The sequence below is a fragment of the Anoxybacillus thermarum genome, from assembly GCF_000836725.1.
Taxonomy (GTDB): Bacteria; Bacillota; Bacilli; order Bacillales; family Anoxybacillaceae; genus Anoxybacillus; species Anoxybacillus thermarum.
The window spans coordinates 1-16,548 of sequence record NZ_JXTH01000055.1 but is presented as its reverse complement, the minus strand read 5'-3'; the positions used below and the strand labels follow the sequence as shown (position 1 = coordinate 16,548).

Sequence of the window (16,548 nt, the reverse complement as noted above, 5' to 3'; positions counted from 1 at the left end):
CCTCCAAAAGGGCCGCCAACAAGACAGCGAACACCTTTTGAAGAGTTCTGACTAATTGTTCCTCCAGCTCTTTTAATAAAGGCCATTCTGTGGTAAAATGTTTCATGGACTCTCTCCCTCCTGTTTTATTGATGTTGGTCATCACCATCATAGCAGGGAGAGAGTCCTTTTTGCATGACATTTGCTTTTTTCTACCGCGCTTCGCTTGGTGGCCCCGACGAGCGTCGCGAACAAAAGTTCGCAACCCTCGTCGGGGAATCATTCCTGAATGTCACCCACAAATATTTTACTCACACCATCATAATCGTCACAATGACTTCATGGACGCGGAAACGCGCTTTTAAAAAGCCGGGAATAAATCCCCAAAGCGCACCTGCAAGCGCTGCCGCAACAATTGCTAACGGCAAATGAATGACTTTTGGGAGTTCAAAGGACACGCCGACCCAAACGGCTGCAAGCCAACCGACGATGAGTTGCCCTTCTACACCGATGTTAAATAGCCCTGTACGAAACGCAAAGGCAACCGCTAACCCCGCTAAAATATATGGTGTCACTTGACGAATCGTTTCCCCAATATAATATCGATCACCAAAAGCCCCATACAATAAAGCAGAATATCCGGCAATCGGGTCATAACCACTGACAAGCATGACAATGGCACCCGCAATAATTCCAAGAATAACTGCAAAAACAGGGACGAGAATGTTCGTTAAACGATTTTCACTCATGATGATACACCTGCTTCCTTCCGTTTGCTTCCTGCCATCAACAAGCCAAGCTCTTGTTCTGTCGTTTCTTTCGGATCGACAATAGCTACAATTTTTCCTTCATAAATGACGGCAATACGATCGCTGACGTTCATAATTTCATCTAATTCGAATGAAACGAGCAATACCGCTTTCCCTTTATCACGCTGTTCAATGAGACGTTTATGAATGAATTCGATCGCCCCCACGTCAAGTCCGCGTGTCGGTTGCGCAGCGATGAGTAAATCTGGGTCGCGATCTACTTCGCGGCCAATGATCGCTTTTTGTTGGTTGCCCCCAGATAAAGCCCGTGCTTTCGTATATTCATCTGGCGTACGAACGTCAAATTCTTGAATAAGCTGACGTGCCTTATCGTAAATCGCTTTAAAGTTTAAAATGCCGCGTTTCGAGTATGGTTCTTTATAATACGTTTGAAGCACCATGTTTTCCCCGATTGGGAAGTCTAGCACAAGGCCATGTTTATGGCGGTCTTGTGGGATATGGCCTACACCCGTTTCCGTAATTTGTCTAGGTGTTAAATTGCGAATCTCTTTTCCATTTAAACGAATGGAACCCGATTCCGACTTCATTAAACCGGTAATCGCTTCAATTAACTCCGTCTGTCCGTTTCCGTCTACCCCTGCGATTCCGACAATTTCTCCAGCATGGACAGTTAAATGTAAATGGTCGACTGCCGTAATGCCACGTGAGTCTTTCACGACTAAATCTTCAATTTCAAGGACAGGCTTGCCGACTTTTGGTGGTTGTTTTTCTGTTTTGAAATGCACTTCACGTCCAACCATGAGTGCAGCGAGTTCGTTCGGATTTGTTTCCGATACGTTTAATGTGCCGATGCCTTTCCCGCGTCGAATAACGGTAACACGATCGCACACTTCCATAATTTCTTTTAATTTGTGCGTAATTAAAATAATCGATTTTCCTTCACGCACAAGCGCTTTCATAATTTGGATAAGTTCTTGAATTTCTTGTGGCGTTAACACTGCTGTTGGTTCGTCAAAAATTAAAATATCTGCCCCACGATATAATGTTTTTAAAATTTCTACACGTTGCTGCATCCCGACAGAAATATCTGCAATTTTCGCCTTCGGATCAACAGCCAAACCGTAACGTTCGGACAGTTCGCGCACTTCTTTTTCTGCGCGCTCAATATCGATTTGCCCACCTTTTTTCGGTTCGCTTCCCAAAATGATGTTTTCCGTCACTGTAAATGTATCAACGAGCATAAAGTGTTGATGCACCATTCCGATCCCTAGGTCATTGGCGACGTTCGGATTGGCGATATTTACTTTTTTCCCTTTGACACGAATTTCCCCGCCGTCCGGCTGATATAAACCGAATAGTACGTTCATTAACGTCGACTTTCCTGCGCCGTTTTCACCTAATAGCGCATGAATTTCCCCTTTTTTCAGTTGCAAAGTAATGTTATCGTTTGCCACAAAATTCCCAAAAACTTTGCGGATATTTAGCATCTCAATTACGTATTCCAAACGTGATCCACTCCTTATGTGAGCTTGTTAAAATCACTAAATGAAAAGCTGCAACATGTTGCAACCCTTCATTTAGTGGTTCTCCGAAAGGAAAAACCCTTCGGAGAACGATTATTCGCTTATTTCAATTCCGCACGGCTTGTAGGAACTTTTACTTCACCGTTAATAATTTTTTGTTTCCATTCATCCACTTTTTTCAATACGTCTTCAGGAACGTTGTTTTTCGTTGTTGGTGCAATGCCTACACCATCTTCTTTTAAGCCGTACTCCACTGCTTGACCGCCAGGGAAGTTGCCGTTTTTCGTTTTTGTCGCTAAGTCGTATACTGCAACGTCAACACGTTTTACCATTGATGTTAATGTTACGCTTTTATCTGTTCCAGGCACTTTTCCTTCTTCGTATTGGTCGCGGTCAACACCGATGACCCAAATTTCTTTGTTCGGATCTTGTTTTTTCAAGTCAATTGCTTCAGAAAATACACCGTTTCCTGTCGCCCCAGCTGCATGATAAATGATGTCAATACCAGAAGCGTACATGCTTGAAGCAATTGCTTTTCCTTTATCCGCTTTATCAAACGCACCGGCATATTGCACTTCCACTGTCGCATTTGGGTTTACCGCTTTTACACCTGCGATGAAGCCGCTTTCGAATTTTTCAATTAACGGAATTTCCATACCGCCAACGAAACCAATTTTGTTTGTTTTTGTCATTAAGCCAGCGACAACACCAACAAGGAATGAACCTTCATGCTCTTTAAATGTAATGCTTGCGACATTCGGTTTTTCAACAACGCTGTCGACGATCGCAAACTTATTATCTGGTTTTTGATCAGCAATTTCTGTAATGGCATCTGTCATTAAGAAGCCGATACCGTAGATGAGGTCAAAGTCATTACGTACAAGCTTATTTAAGTTTGTTGCGTAATCCGCATCGCTTTGTGACTGTAAATAGTCATAGCCACCTTTTCCTTTTTTCAAGCCGTTTTCTTCACCAAATTTTTGCAACCCTTCCCATGCTGATTGGTTGAACGACTTATCGTCAATTCCACCAACGTCTGTAACCATCGCTACACTAAACTCAGACGCTTTTCCTTCCTCTTTTTTCGGCTCTTCTTTCGCCTGTCCGCAGCCGCCAAGAAGCATGCCGGCAGTCAATAATAAAGACATCGATAATCCAAAACGCTTTTTCTTCATCAATCATTACCCCCTCAAATGAAATATGGATTAGTAAAAAGTGAAATGCAAAATATCCTTCTCCCTCCAACGTCACCTCCTTAACAGAATAAACGCTTTTATAAACTACACGCGTTTTCTTAACACGTGGAAACTAAACTTATCTGATTTGAAGTAGTCGATTGAGTATAAAATCGGCTCGTCATTTTCGTCAAAATGCATTTGCTTTAAAACTAAAAGTGCTGTTTCCGGCTCGCATTGTAAAATCGGTGACACTTTTTCGTGATAGCCAAGCGGTTCAATATGTGTAACAGCATACGCGATATATCGATTCGCTTCATTATGTAATATTTCTAATAACGACTCATTTTCATAAGCAATTCCTTTAGGTAAATATTTACACGGAACTTTATCAATACAATATACGACTGGTTCGTTATTTGCTGTCCGCACCCGCTCAACAACGAGTAAATCTTCCTCTTCATGACATTGAAAGCGCTTTATATCATCTTCAGTCGGTTTCTGAATGGAAGAAGATAAAAAAATCGTCCCTGGTTTACGTCCAGCTTGGCGAATCATCTCCGTCACGCTACTTAGTTGTTCAATACCTGAAGTGAACATCGGGCGGGAGCTAACGAACGTCCCGACACCGTGGCGGCGGATGATGACATTTTCTTCTTCTAATACGCGTAATGCTTCCCGCAATGTCGCTCGGCTTACTCCTAATTGTTTTGCCAACTCAAACTCAGAAGGGAGTTTTTCTTTTTCCTTATATACCCCTTTTTCAATATCTTTTTTAATACGATCAATCACTTGTAAATATAAGTGTCGATGATCAGATTTAACAGACATTCACCATCCCCACCTTAGATATCAGACATCTGATGTTAGACAAATTTCTTACTAATAATATAACATTTTTTCGTTCATAAATAAATAGCGAATAAGAAAAATGTCGAAAAAAGTCGTATGAAATCATATGTAAGCGATTTTAATAATATATCATTATTATGCCCCATTTATACAAAAAAGAGGCTCGTTTTTCAGCCTCTTTCATGACGTTTTTGCTTGATCGTTTGACGATACGAGCACAGCGCGCGGTTTGCTTCCTTCATAAGGTCCGACAATGCCGCGAGCTTCCATCGCATCAATTAAGCGTGCTGCCCGATTATAACCGATACGAAATCGTCGCTGTAACATCGAAACAGATGCACTTTGCATATCAATGACGAGCTGAACCGCTTCATTAAACAACTCATCATCAAACGCTTCTGTCGGTTCATCATCTTGGGCGATCATCGTTTCTTCGTATTGTGCTTTTTGTTGTGAAATGACATATTGCACGACATTTTCTACTTCTTGATCGGACACAAAAGCTCCTTGGACACGAACAGGTTTAGACGCACCGACAGGTAAGAAGAGCATGTCACCTCGCCCAAGCAATTTTTCTGCTCCACCCATGTCTAAAATCGTTCGCGAGTCCGTCTGTGATGATACACTAAATGCGATGCGAGACGGAATGTTTGCTTTAATGACGCCTGTAATAACATCAACAGATGGGCGCTGTGTGGCGATAATTAAGTGAATGCCTGCTGCGCGCGCCATTTGAGCAAGACGAGTGATGGAATCTTCTACATCGCTTGAAGCAACCATCATTAAGTCGGCTAGTTCGTCAACGATGACGACAATGTACGGTAAAAGCGGTTGCTTGACTTCTACTGTTTCATTATGACGATCGATATACTCGTTATATCCTTCAATATTGCGCGTGCCCGTATGCGAAAAGAGCTCATATCGTCGCTCCATTTCGCTCACTACTTTTTTTAACGCTTGAGACGCTTTTTTCGGATCGGTTACGACCGGAGAAAGCAAATGCGGAATGCCGTTATATACGCTTAACTCCACCATTTTCGGATCAATCATCATCATTTTCACTTCATGCGGTTTCGTACGCATAAGCAAGCTAACGATAATGGCGTTAATACATACACTTTTCCCGCTTCCCGTCGCACCAGCAACAAGTAAATGAGGCATTTTATTTAGTTCAGCAAGCACGGCTTGCCCCGATATATCACGCCCAAGTCCGATTAACAGTTTCGCCTCTCGTTTATCGGCTTCTTTCGCTTCTAATACTTCGCGTAAAGAAACCATCGCAATTTCTTCATTTGGCACTTCAATACCGATCGCTGATTTTCCGGGAATCGGTGCTTCAATGCGAATATCTTTTGCCGCTAGAGCGAGCGCTAAATCGTCACTTAAACTAACGATTTTACTTACTTTCACACCGACATCTGGATATACTTCGTATCTTGTGACAGCTGGACCGATATGCACTTTCGTTACCTTCGCCTTTACACCGAAGCTTTGAAACGTTTTTTCAAGCTTGCGGGCATTTTCATAAATACTTTCTTTTTCCCGCGATTGATCAACCACCTTCGGGGGAGAAAGCAAATCAATTGGCGGCAACGCGTAATCTGTTTCATGTGTTTGCGTAAATACGATCGGTTTCTCTTCTTCCGCTCCTTCATTGAAGTTGGAAATGACAGGGCCTTCCACGACGATCGTTTCGTCTTCATCTTCCTCTTTCTCTTCTTCCTCTAGCGCTGTCACAACTTCAATATGTGTCTGCGGTTGTTTTTCTTTTTTCGGACGATTGAAAAACGAACGAACATCGGCGATAACCGCTTTCGTTTGCGTCCACATGAATGAAAAAAACCATTCAATTCCTTTTCCTGCTGTATCACGCAACGTTTTTCCTGTTAAAAGCAACACGCCAAGTATCATCAACAGCGAAGCAATCCACTTTGTTCCTAATTGATCAAATAAATAATAGCTAATTGTGTACAATAAAGCGCCGAGCATACCGCCGCCTAAATCAGAAAAAGAACCGCTCTCCCCGCGCACATCTTTCCAAAACAACTCCCACGTCGTTCGAATAATGCTCGGGTTTGTTAATTTTCCATTTCTCGATAAAATATGAAATAGCGCTTCGTGACTAAACAACAATAATGAAAGAACGATTAAGTACAATCCAACAAGAACGCGTTGAAAAAACGGAGGCCATGCCCTCTTCCAAATCACGTATAGCGATATGGCAAGCGCCCCTAATAACGCAACGATATACCACTCTCCCATAAAAAAGCGGGTGGCAAAAACGAGTGAACGCCCGACAGCTCCGACGTTTGCCATCGCAATGACTGTACATGCTAGCATCGTTAATCCGATGAATTCAAAACGCAATGTTTTTTTCCATTGATCTTGTTTGTTTGTGCGACGCTTATTTTTCTTTCCCATTTCGCCCACTCCAACATATAAGGTGAAAAAGCAGCCAACAGTAAAGCGTGGCTGCTTGTTCTCATTATACCATAAATTGTAGTGATGTCGCATAAAGTTTTGTGCCCGGTTCATACGTTAAATAATGTTGTGGATCGCTGCTTAGCACCCGCACAATTTCATACTCATTCGCTTCTGTTTGTTGCACAAGTAAAGACACCCCATTATATTGAACGATGCGTTGTTTTTTATACTCCGCCTCATTCGTTTGAAAAACGATAAATTCCGGAACGATCGTATGTAAAATCATTGTAACATCGCCCCTTGTTTCTTAGAATGATCAATGAATTCCCGCAATTTGCGCATCGCTTGCGATAGCCCTCCTACCTCGTCAATTAAACCGTACTTTACCGCATCTGTTCCCACCACATTCGTTCCGATATCGCGTGTTAAATTTCCTTTAGAAAACATAAGTTCTTTAAACTTTTCTTCACTAATGTTTGAATGTTTCACAACAAAATTGACGACGCGCTCTTGCATTTTATCTAAATACTCAAACGTTTGTGGGACACCGATGACAAGACCCGTCAAACGAATCGGATGAATCGTCATCGTCGCCGTTTCTGCAATAAACGAATAATTACACGATACAGCAATTGGCACTCCGATTGAATGTCCTCCACCAAGCACAATAGAAACAGTCGGTTTAGACATCGATGCTAACATTTCCGCAATGGCTAGCCCCGCTTCAACATCTCCTCCGACTGTATTTAATACGACAAGCAATCCTTCAATATTTGGATTTTGTTCGATTGCTACAATTTGCGGAATAATATGTTCATATTTTGTCGTTTTGTTTTGCGGTGGTAATTGAATATGCCCTTCAATTTGTCCGACAATCGTTAAACAATGGATCGTTGAATCGGAAGAAAGCTGTGGGACATTTGTTTGACCGAGCTGAACAATATTTTCTGCCGGAGACGGCTTTGTTTCCTCTTGAGGTACATCTCGTTCTTCCATCATAATCCCCTTTCTATTACATGATGTCGTTAGTATACGTGAACATCGTCTTATTCATACAAAAAACACCTGCGAAATACAGGTGTTTTCTTGACTTTGAGCATGTTGTTTTACACTTCCATAATAATTGGTAAAATCATCGGCTTTCGTTTTGTTTTTTCAAATAAATATTGGCTTAGTGCGTCACGAATGTTTGTTTTTAATGAAGACCATTCCATCACGTAGTCTTCCATGCTTTTTTCAACAATTTCTTTCACAATTTTAACAGATTCTTCAAAAAGCGTTTCCGATTCACGCACATATACAAAACCACGAGAAATCATTTCTGGACCGGCAACAATGCGTTTCTGTTGTTTACTTAATGTAACAACAACAATCATAATTCCATCTTGTGAAAGTAAGCGGCGATCGCGCAGCACGATATTTCCTACATCGCCAACACCTAATCCGTCAATTAAAATTTGACCGCTTGGCACTTTGCCGCCAAAACGGGCGTGACCGTTACGGAACTCGACCACTTCTCCTTTTTCAATTAAGAAGATCGCATCTTGGCGAATGCCGACCGCTTGCGCAATTTTCCCGTGCGCCTTTTGCATCCGAAACTCTCCGTGTACCGGAATAAAATATTTCGGTTTCATGAAATTAATCATTAACTTCAATTCTTCTTGGTATCCGTGTCCAGATACATGCACTTGACGTTGACCGTACACGACATTCGCTCCTGCACGGTATAACGCATCGATCGTTCGAGCAATAAACAATTCATGTCCCGGCATTGGAGAAGAAGCGACGATAACCGTGTCTCCTTCTTTAATATTGATGTATTTGTGCGCCTGTTTCGCCATTCTTGCGAGTGCCGCCATCGGCTCGCCTTGGTTGCCTGTCGTTAAAATGACTAAATCGCGATCATTGTAGCGGCCTACTTCGTTCATCGGAATGATCATATTTTCGTCTAATTTCAAATATCCTAGACGCACAGCAATATCAATTACTTTATGCATATGACGGCTCATAATGACGACTTTTCGTCTATGATCGCGTGCAGCATTTAACACTTGTTGAATGCGCGTAATGTTTGATGCAAAGCAAGCAACGATAATGCGTCCGTTCGCATTGTAAATGACATCGGAAATTTCTTGTCCGACAATCGCTTCAGAACCCGTATATCCAGGTTTTTCCGCATTCGTGCTATCGGATAGTAAGCAAAGCACGCCTTGCGCTCCGATTTGCGCCATTTTACCAAAGTCAGTACGACATATGCCAACAGGCGTTTGATCAAATTTAAAATCGCTCGTATATACGATGGCACCTTGTGACGTATGAATGCTCACGCCGAGACAATCTGGAATGCTATGGTTTGTTTGAAAAAACGATACGACCGCCTTATCAAACACAATTTCACTATTCGCGTTTATTTCGATGCGCTTTGCTTTCGATGTAATCCCTTGCTCTTTTAATTTTTCTTCCACGAGCGCGAGCGTCAATTTTGCTCCGTACACAGGTACAGTAATTTTCCGTAACACATACGCAATTGCTCCAATATGATCATCATGGCCGTGCGTTAAAAAAATGCCGCGAATGCGCTCTTGTTGCTCCACTAAATACGTAATATCGGGAATGACCATATCAATGCCGAACATTTCGTCCTCTGGAAACATCAGTCCTGCATCTAAAACAAAAATGTCTTCGTCCACCTCGACGACATACATATTTTTTCCTACCTCTCCCACGCCGCCGAGGGCAAATACACGAATTTTCTCTACTTGTTTCATCTTAAAATCCTCCTACAGTCAAACAAACTCACCCGCTCAAAGTCACTTACATCCATTATAACTGATTCAACAATAAAAAAGAAAGGGATGAATTCCCTTTCTTTTAACCTTGTAACACATGCATGAGCTGCAAACGTTCTTGCTCAGTTAGTGGCACAAGCGGAAGGCGGACAGAACCGACATCTAACCCTTTCATCTGTAAAGCCGTTTTTACTGGGACAGGGCTTGGTGCGGCAAATAGCGCTTTCATGATCGGCAACAGTCGCTGATGCAACTTTGCTGCTTCCTTATTGTTTCCACTCATAAACGCTTGAATCATTTGCTTCATTTCGTTTCCAATAATATGCGAGGCGACGGAAACGACACCGCTTCCGCCAATAGATAATACAGGAAGTGTCAATCCGTCATCTCCGCTATACAACATAAAATCATCACGCGTTTTTGCAATAATTTCTGTCATCGCGTCTAAATTGCCGCTTGCGTCTTTCACAGCGACAACGTTCGGAATTTGTGACAGACGCACAATCGTTTCAACAGAAATATTTACAACCGCCCTTCCCGGAATGTTATACACCATCACAGGCAACGACGTACTCTCTGCAATGGCTTTATAATGTTGATAAATTCCTTCTTGATTCGGCTTATTGTAATAAGGTGCAACGATCATCACCGCATCGACACCTATTTCTTCTGCCTTTTTCGTCAATTCAATCGATGCGCGTGTGTTATTGCTCCCCGTTCCAGCAATGACTGGCACACGTCCGTCAACGACTTCGACCACGTGGCGAAACAGTGCTAATTTTTCCTCCGTCGTTAACGTTGGAGATTCTCCAGTCGTTCCAGCGACAACGAGTGAATCCGTGCCGTTTTCAATTAAATAATTCACTAATTGCGTCGTTTTCGCAAAATCGATGTTCCCTTTATTGTCAAAAGGGGTGACCATCGCTGTGGCAATTTGACCAAATTGAACCACAATGTTTCACTCCTAACTCAAATCGTATTGTTTCTGTTGTGCAAGCTGAAACGCATCATGCAATGCATTGACCGCTTCTTTTAAATGTTCTTCCTTCACTAACACCCAAATCGTTGTATGGCTATCAGCTGATTGCAAAATTTGAATGCCACGCTCCGATAACGCTGTAACAATTTTTGCTGTCACACCCGGAACGCCTGCGATCCCTGCACCAACAGTCGACACTTTTGCGCAACCGCGCGTGACGATTGGCTCATAACCGAGCCTTTGTAACGTAGCAATCGCTCGATCTGCCATGTCGCTCGATACCGTATATACGACACCGTTTGGGGAAATGTTAATGAAGTCGACACTAATTTCTTCATTTGCCATCGCTTTAAATACTTCTGCTTGTAAATCGTAATGTCCCTCTTTTGCTGGCACTTTAATTTGCGTAATATTTGAAACATGGGCAATTCCTGTAACTAACCGCTCTTTTACATCGCTTCCTTTTTTCGCAATCGATGTGACAAGCGTCCCTGGCGCATCAGAATACGTAGAGCGAATCCGGAGTGGGACTTTTGCTTGCATCGCAATCTCGACCGCACGTGGATGGATCACTTTCGCTCCTTGATACGCCATATTGCAAATTTCTGTATATGTGACGACATCAAGCGGCCGTGCGTTTTCTACAATGCGCGGGTCTGCAGTCATCACGCCTTCCACATCGGTAAAAATGTCGATCCATTCCGCACCGAGTGCGGCACCGAGCGCAGCCGCAGACGTGTCGCTTCCTCCGCGCCCAATCGTTGTCACATCCCCGTTTTCAGCAACGCCTTGAAAACCTGCGACAACGACAACATCGTGCTCTTTTAAGGCACGCAACAAACGCTCGCAACGCATATCAATAATTTTCGCGTTCGTATGGTCGTTGTTCGTACGAAAGCCTGCTTGCCCTCCGGTAAAGGCTGTCGCTTTTACCCCACACTTATTTAACATGTTTGTAAACACGACGCTTGAAATGATTTCGCCACACGCCATCAATAAATCTTTTTCACGGTTTGTCACATGCGCATTCGCCCCTTCAATGAGGCTAAGGAGCGTATCTGTTGCATACGGATCTCCTTTTCGCCCCATGGCTGAAACGACGACAACCACTTTATAACCGTCTTGCAGCGCTTTTTCGATATGCTTGCGCGCTAAATTTCGGCCGTGTTCATCTCGAACGGACGTGCCGCCAAACTTTTGAACGATGATTTTCAACGTCAACACCTCGATGATGATTTTACGCTTTTACAAGCCCTAATTTTAAAAGACTTTCAGCGATTTGAACAGAGTTCCACGCCGCACCCTTTAACAAGTTATCAGAAACGATCCATAAATGGAACCCCGTGTCGCGATTTAAATCTTTACGAATGCGGCCGACAAATACATCGTTTTGCCCCGTTGCATATAGCGGCATCGGATATAGCTGCTCACTCGGATCATCTTGCAATACGACGCCAGGTGCTTCTTTTAATAATGCTTTCAACTCGTCAACCGTTACACCTTCTTGCTCGATTTCAATATACACAGATTCAGAATGTCCCGTCATGACCGGAATGCGCACGCACGTTGCTGCTACTTCTAAATCAGGCATATGCATAATTTTTTTCGTTTCATTAATCATTTTCATTTCTTCAAATGTAAATCCGTTATCTTGAAACTTATCAATTTGTGGAATGGCGTTAAATGCGATCGGATAATGTTTACGATCCGATTTAACCGGTAAAATTTCCGGTGTGGCTTCCTTACCATTTAACATGTTCGCCGTTTGTGTTTTTAACTCTTCTACCGCTTGCGCCCCTGCTCCTGACACCGCTTGGTATGTTGAGACGATGACGCGCTTTAATCCGAACGCTTGACGAATCGGTTCAAGCGCAACGACCATTTGAATCGTTGAGCAGTTTGGATTTGCGATAATTCCGTTATGCCCATGTAAATCTGCTTCATTCACTTCAGGAACAACGAGCGGCACGTTTTCGTCCATACGAAACGCGCTCGTATTGTCAACAACAATCGCTCCGCGTTTCACCGCTTCCGGAGCGAGCTGTTTAGATACTGCTCCCCCTGCGCTAAATAGCGCGATATGCACTCCTTCAAAGCTTTCTGGCTTTGCTGCTTGCACTTCAATTTCTTCACCTTTAAACATGACTTTTTTCCCTGCTGAACGTTCCGATGAAAGTAAAGATAGTTTAGCAATTGGAAAATTTCTTTTTTCTAACGTTTGAATCATTTGTTGTCCGACAGCCCCTGTCGCACCAACGACTGCGACATGCAATCCTTTTTGCTCCATTTCTCCTTCTCCTTCCAACTCATAGACAATTTTAATATCATTTATTTTAGCACATTCATTCATAAAGGAGAGACGTTTTTTATAAATTTTCTTTCAATTGTTTATTTATGAACGGCGATATTCGACGATGACCGGTTGAATTTGCCGACCTTCTAGCGCGGCTTCTACCGTATCAAGCAACAATGGCATATGGGCGACCATCGAATTTGGCTTTTTAAACGGGTCGTCTTGACCGAACGGAATAAAGTAAATATTTTTTGCCGCCATTAATCGCATTAAATTCACGCCATTTAAACCGAGCGCGTCGTTTGTCGAAATGCCGACAACAACCGGACGATGATTGCGCATCGTCGCTTTCGCTGCCATTAATACAGGGGAATCTGTCATCGCATTCGCTAATTTGCTCATTGAATTTCCTGTTAATGGCGCAATAACCATACAATCAAGCGGCAATTTCGGGCCTAACGGCTCCGCCTTTACAATTGTATCAATGACTTGATGGCCTGTCATCTCTTCAAGCTTTTTTACCCATTCTTCCCCCTTGCCAAACCGCGTATTTGTCGATTGCACCGTATACGAAACGATCGGTATGACGTCTGCTCCTTTGGCAATTAATTTTTCAATTTCGGGGATGACCGCATCATATGTGCAATGTGAGCCTGTTAAACCAAAACCAATGCGCTTTCCTTGTACGTTCATTTTTTATTCTCCTTTCGTTTTTTCAAATCTGCAGAAAGAAGTTGCGACAATACGTTCGCGACAATTTGCCCCGCCGTTTTTGGAGCGACAATGCCAGGAAGCCCCGGCGCTAATAATGCTTGAATGCCTCGTTTTTCAGCATATCGAAAGTCAGTGCCACCCGGTTTTGAAGCTAAATCAACAATAAGCGTGTGGGCGGGCATTTTCGCAATGACACTGGCGGTCACAATGAGATGAGGAATCGTATTAATGCAAACATCAATATCTTTCACGTGTTGTTCTAAATCGTTTAAATGAAACGGTTCTAGCGCCATCTCTGCAATGCGCGCTAAATGTTCAGACCGGCGAGCCCCTACTTTCACTCGGGCACCTAAAGCCGCAAACGTCCGTGCCACCGTCATGCCTACACGTCCTAACCCTAAAACAGCGATGCGCGATCCATGAATCGTCACATCTGTATGTTGAATCACCATCATGACCGTTCCCTCTGCCGTTGGAATCGAGTTATAAATTGCCACATCATCCCGTTCAAATAGCTGAACATGTTTTCGCCCAACCGACTTGACGACACGATCTAAATAGTCATTCGTAATTCCTGAATAAACGGTGCAGTGCGCTGGTGTTTGGCGAAGCAACTCCTCTGTAAATGTCATTTTTTCATTTGAAAACACCGTTTGGATTTCACCGTCCATGTTCGTTCCGTGGACAGGTAAAACAATGGCGTCTACATCATGGAAATCGACTTCATGAATTTTCATTTTTGTTACTCCAGCAAAGCCATGGTCTAATTGATCGAAGCCAACGAGTGACAATTTCGCGTCAAGTTCCATCAATTTCCGAATGACTTCAAGCTGCCGAGCGTCCCCACCGATGATCGCAACGTGCATTCCTGTCAGCATGAGTTCATTCACCCTCTTATACATCTAGTTTTTTGCCCATCGTTACTTTCACATCTTATGATGCCGATCATGAAACGGTGAGCGTAAAATGAAAAAAGACACCCGCTTGAGGTGTCTAGTCATCAATATCAATTAAAATCATATCAGAGCCGATTTTTTTTACGCGGCTCCACGGTACACGTATATCTGTCCCTTCTTTCCGAAAACCGAACCATTTTGTTGTTGGAATAAGGAGCGCTTGAATTTGCCCTGTTCGCTCATTAATTTCTAAATCGGTCTGTCCTAAAATGCCGAGCCGCTCCGCTCTTTTCATATCGACAATTTCTTTTCCGCTCAGTTCACTTAGTCGCACATGTCGCCCCCCTTTCTTTATCATTGTAGAAAAAAAGGCATAAAAAAATGCCTGCAAGTTTATTGTTGCAGGCTTTTTGGTAATGTTCCTTCTGGACTGATAAGCGCAACGGAGAAGTCGTCTGTAAAAATCGTTTGCGCCATCCGATCAACGCTTTCTTTCGTCACGCGATCGATGCTTTCAATGATTTCATCAAGCGAGCGATGACGACCCAACAACAACTCATTTTTTCCGTTTCGGCTCATACGGCTATTTGTACTTTCTAAACTTAACATTAAGTTCCCTTTCATTTGCTCCTTGCTATTTTCTAGCTCTTTTTCGGTAATGCCTTCTTGTTTTAACTGTTCGATCGTTTGTTGAATCGTATCGAATAGAAGATCGAGTTGTTGGCTTCCTGTGCCCCCGTAAATCGTTACCATCCCTCCGTCGCGATATGCAGAATGGTAAGAGAAAATAGAATAAGCTAATCCACGTTGCTCACGTACTTCTTGGAAAAGACGACTGCTCATGCTTCCGCCTAAAATGTTGTTTAAAATAATTAAGCTATACACATCTTCGTGACCAATGGGCAATCCGTTAAATCCGATACATACGTGCGCTTGCTCTGTCTCTTTTTTGCGCGCGATTTTATTCGGATAAAACGTTGGTGTGATATGTGCATCGTCACCTTTTTGTCTTGTAAATGATCCGAAATAAGCTTCTACTTGTTGAATAAACGAATCGTCAACATTGCCCGCAACTGAAATGACAACTCGATCTGGCGTATACGTTTCATGCATATATTGTCGCAACGTCTCACCTGTAAATGTCGCTAACGTTTGCTCGGTTCCTAAAATTGGATAACCGAGCGGATGATTTCCATAACTTGCTTTGCTCAACAAGTCATGAACGAGGTCATCTGGTGTATCTTCATACATTTTAATTTCTTCAAATACGACATTTTTTTCTTTTTGTAATTCTTCATCTACAAATGTCGAATGGAAAAACATGTCCGCCAATATATCTAACGCAAATGACGCATGTGTATCTAATACTTTTGCGTAATAGCACGTATACTCTTTCGACGTAAACGCGTTCACTTGACCGCCGATGCGATCAAACGATTCCGCAATCTCTCGCGCTGTACGCGTTTTCGTTCCTTTGAAAAACATATGTTCAAGAAAGTGTGAAATGCCATTGTTTCGTTCGTTTTCGTTGCGTGATCCTGTACCGATCCAAATTCCGATCGCCACAGATCGAACAGTTGGAATATGCTCGAGCACAACTCTTACCCCATTTTGACATGTATATGTTTTAATCAAGTCCCTTCCTCCTACTTTTTACAATTCTTTCCTCACTTAATAATGTGGACACATTACTCATGGTGTATTCTCGTTTTTGTAATGATTGAATTAACGGCTCTAACGCCCGTACCGTCGATACGGTTGGATGCATTAAAATCATCGCCCCGTTATGCACTTTTGACGTTACTCGTTCCACTATAACAGACGGGGACGGTTTTTGCCAATCAATTGTATCGACTGGAGTCAGTCAAGACTTTGTGGAGAACATTTTTTCGGTTCACTACGGGTGTTGTCAATCACTAGTTAGCGAACCATTTTCAGGAATTGATATCGTAAGCGCTTTTGGACTCTCATCCCTCATCTTGAAGTGATGATATTGTATTCCATTTTTTTACACCCAACCAAAATCCCGAAGCGCCGACAACGCTTGATGGATCGGCGTCCCGGATGACCGCTGCAGACACGGTAGATTCTGACGCACCACATCTGCCCACAACCGTCCTGCCTTCCGTTTGGCCTGTTCAACCCGCTTGGACT

Annotated in this window: 14 protein-coding genes and 3 pseudogenes; all 17 read right to left on the bottom strand. The window is 42.9% G+C overall.

The features are described 5' to 3' along the window. Nucleotides 1-296: 296 nt before the first annotated feature. Nucleotides 297-728: pseudogene (locus tag LH47_RS11700) on the bottom strand (ABC transporter permease); the annotation flags it as partial. After that, nucleotides 725-2,254, bottom strand: a complete 1,530-nt coding sequence (locus tag LH47_RS11695; RefSeq protein ID WP_043967723.1) for an ABC transporter ATP-binding protein — start codon at nt 2,252-2,254, stop codon at nt 725-727. The gene LH47_RS11695 and the pseudogene LH47_RS11700, both read right to left, overlap by 4 nt. Nucleotides 2,255-2,373: 119 nt before the next feature. Next, nucleotides 2,374-3,447, bottom strand: a complete 1,074-nt coding sequence (locus LH47_RS11690; protein WP_043967721.1) for a BMP family lipoprotein — start codon at nt 3,445-3,447, stop codon at nt 2,374-2,376. Between the two features lie 105 nt (nt 3,448-3,552). After that, a complete protein-coding gene (locus LH47_RS11685) occupies nt 3,553-4,278 on the bottom strand; it encodes a GntR family transcriptional regulator (RefSeq protein WP_043967719.1) in 726 nt (241 codons plus the stop codon). Nucleotides 4,279-4,479: 201 nt separating this feature from the next. After that, nucleotides 4,480-6,720: a DNA translocase FtsK gene (locus tag LH47_RS11680; RefSeq protein WP_043967717.1), complete on the bottom strand. Its 2,241-nt coding sequence runs from the start codon at nt 6,718-6,720 to the stop codon at nt 4,480-4,482. Nucleotides 6,721-6,784: 64 nt separating this feature from the next. Beyond that, nucleotides 6,785-7,009 carry a YlzJ-like family protein gene (locus LH47_RS11675; RefSeq protein ID WP_043967715.1) on the bottom strand — a complete coding sequence of 75 codons (225 nt, stop codon included), beginning with the start codon at nt 7,007-7,009 and terminating at the stop codon, nt 6,785-6,787. Further along, nucleotides 7,006-7,719, bottom strand: a complete 714-nt coding sequence (locus tag LH47_RS11670) for a ClpP family protease (RefSeq protein ID WP_043967714.1) — start codon at nt 7,717-7,719, stop codon at nt 7,006-7,008. Before LH47_RS11670 ends, LH47_RS11675 begins: the two co-directional genes overlap by 4 nt. A gap of 110 nt (nt 7,720-7,829) precedes the next feature. Further along, the gene (locus LH47_RS11665) at nt 7,830-9,491 is read right to left on the bottom strand and encodes a ribonuclease J (protein WP_043967712.1); all 1,662 of its coding nucleotides are present in this window, start codon (nt 9,489-9,491) and stop codon (nt 7,830-7,832) included. A 103-nt stretch (nt 9,492-9,594) separates the two neighbouring features. Beyond that, on the bottom strand, nt 9,595-10,464 hold the full coding sequence (gene dapA / locus LH47_RS11660) for a 4-hydroxy-tetrahydrodipicolinate synthase (RefSeq protein WP_043967710.1): 870 nt from the start codon (nt 10,462-10,464) through the stop codon (nt 9,595-9,597). A 12-nt stretch (nt 10,465-10,476) separates the two neighbouring features. Beyond that, on the bottom strand, nt 10,477-11,706 hold the full coding sequence (dapG, locus tag LH47_RS11655) for an aspartate kinase (protein ID WP_043967708.1): 1,230 nt from the start codon (nt 11,704-11,706) through the stop codon (nt 10,477-10,479). Nucleotides 11,707-11,728: 22 nt separating this feature from the next. Then, nucleotides 11,729-12,778 carry an aspartate-semialdehyde dehydrogenase gene (gene asd, locus LH47_RS11650; RefSeq protein WP_043967706.1) on the bottom strand — a complete coding sequence of 350 codons (1,050 nt, stop codon included), beginning with the start codon at nt 12,776-12,778 and terminating at the stop codon, nt 11,729-11,731. A 105-nt stretch (nt 12,779-12,883) separates the two neighbouring features. Next, a complete protein-coding gene (gene dpaB / locus LH47_RS11645) occupies nt 12,884-13,477 on the bottom strand; it encodes a dipicolinate synthase subunit B (RefSeq protein ID WP_043967704.1) in 594 nt (197 codons plus the stop codon). Next, on the bottom strand, nt 13,474-14,376 hold the full coding sequence (gene dpaA / locus LH47_RS11640; RefSeq protein ID WP_268751140.1) for a dipicolinic acid synthetase subunit A: 903 nt from the start codon (nt 14,374-14,376) through the stop codon (nt 13,474-13,476). The genes dpaB and dpaA overlap by 4 nt, the downstream gene beginning before the upstream one ends. A 115-nt stretch (nt 14,377-14,491) precedes the next feature. Beyond that, nucleotides 14,492-14,728 carry a YlmC/YmxH family sporulation protein gene (locus LH47_RS11635; protein WP_042533903.1) on the bottom strand — a complete coding sequence of 79 codons (237 nt, stop codon included), beginning with the start codon at nt 14,726-14,728 and terminating at the stop codon, nt 14,492-14,494. A gap of 59 nt (nt 14,729-14,787) precedes the next feature. After that, nucleotides 14,788-16,029, bottom strand: coding sequence for a M16 family metallopeptidase (locus LH47_RS11630; protein ID WP_043967700.1), 1,242 nt, complete (start codon nt 16,027-16,029; stop codon nt 14,788-14,790). Further along, nucleotides 16,022-16,258 (bottom strand): annotated as a pseudogene (locus LH47_RS16845) (polysaccharide deacetylase family protein); the annotation flags it as partial. The pseudogene LH47_RS16845 and the gene LH47_RS11630, both read right to left, overlap by 8 nt. Before the next feature lie 144 nt (nt 16,259-16,402). After that, nucleotides 16,403-16,548 (bottom strand): annotated as a pseudogene (locus LH47_RS15390) (UPF0236 family protein); the annotation flags it as partial.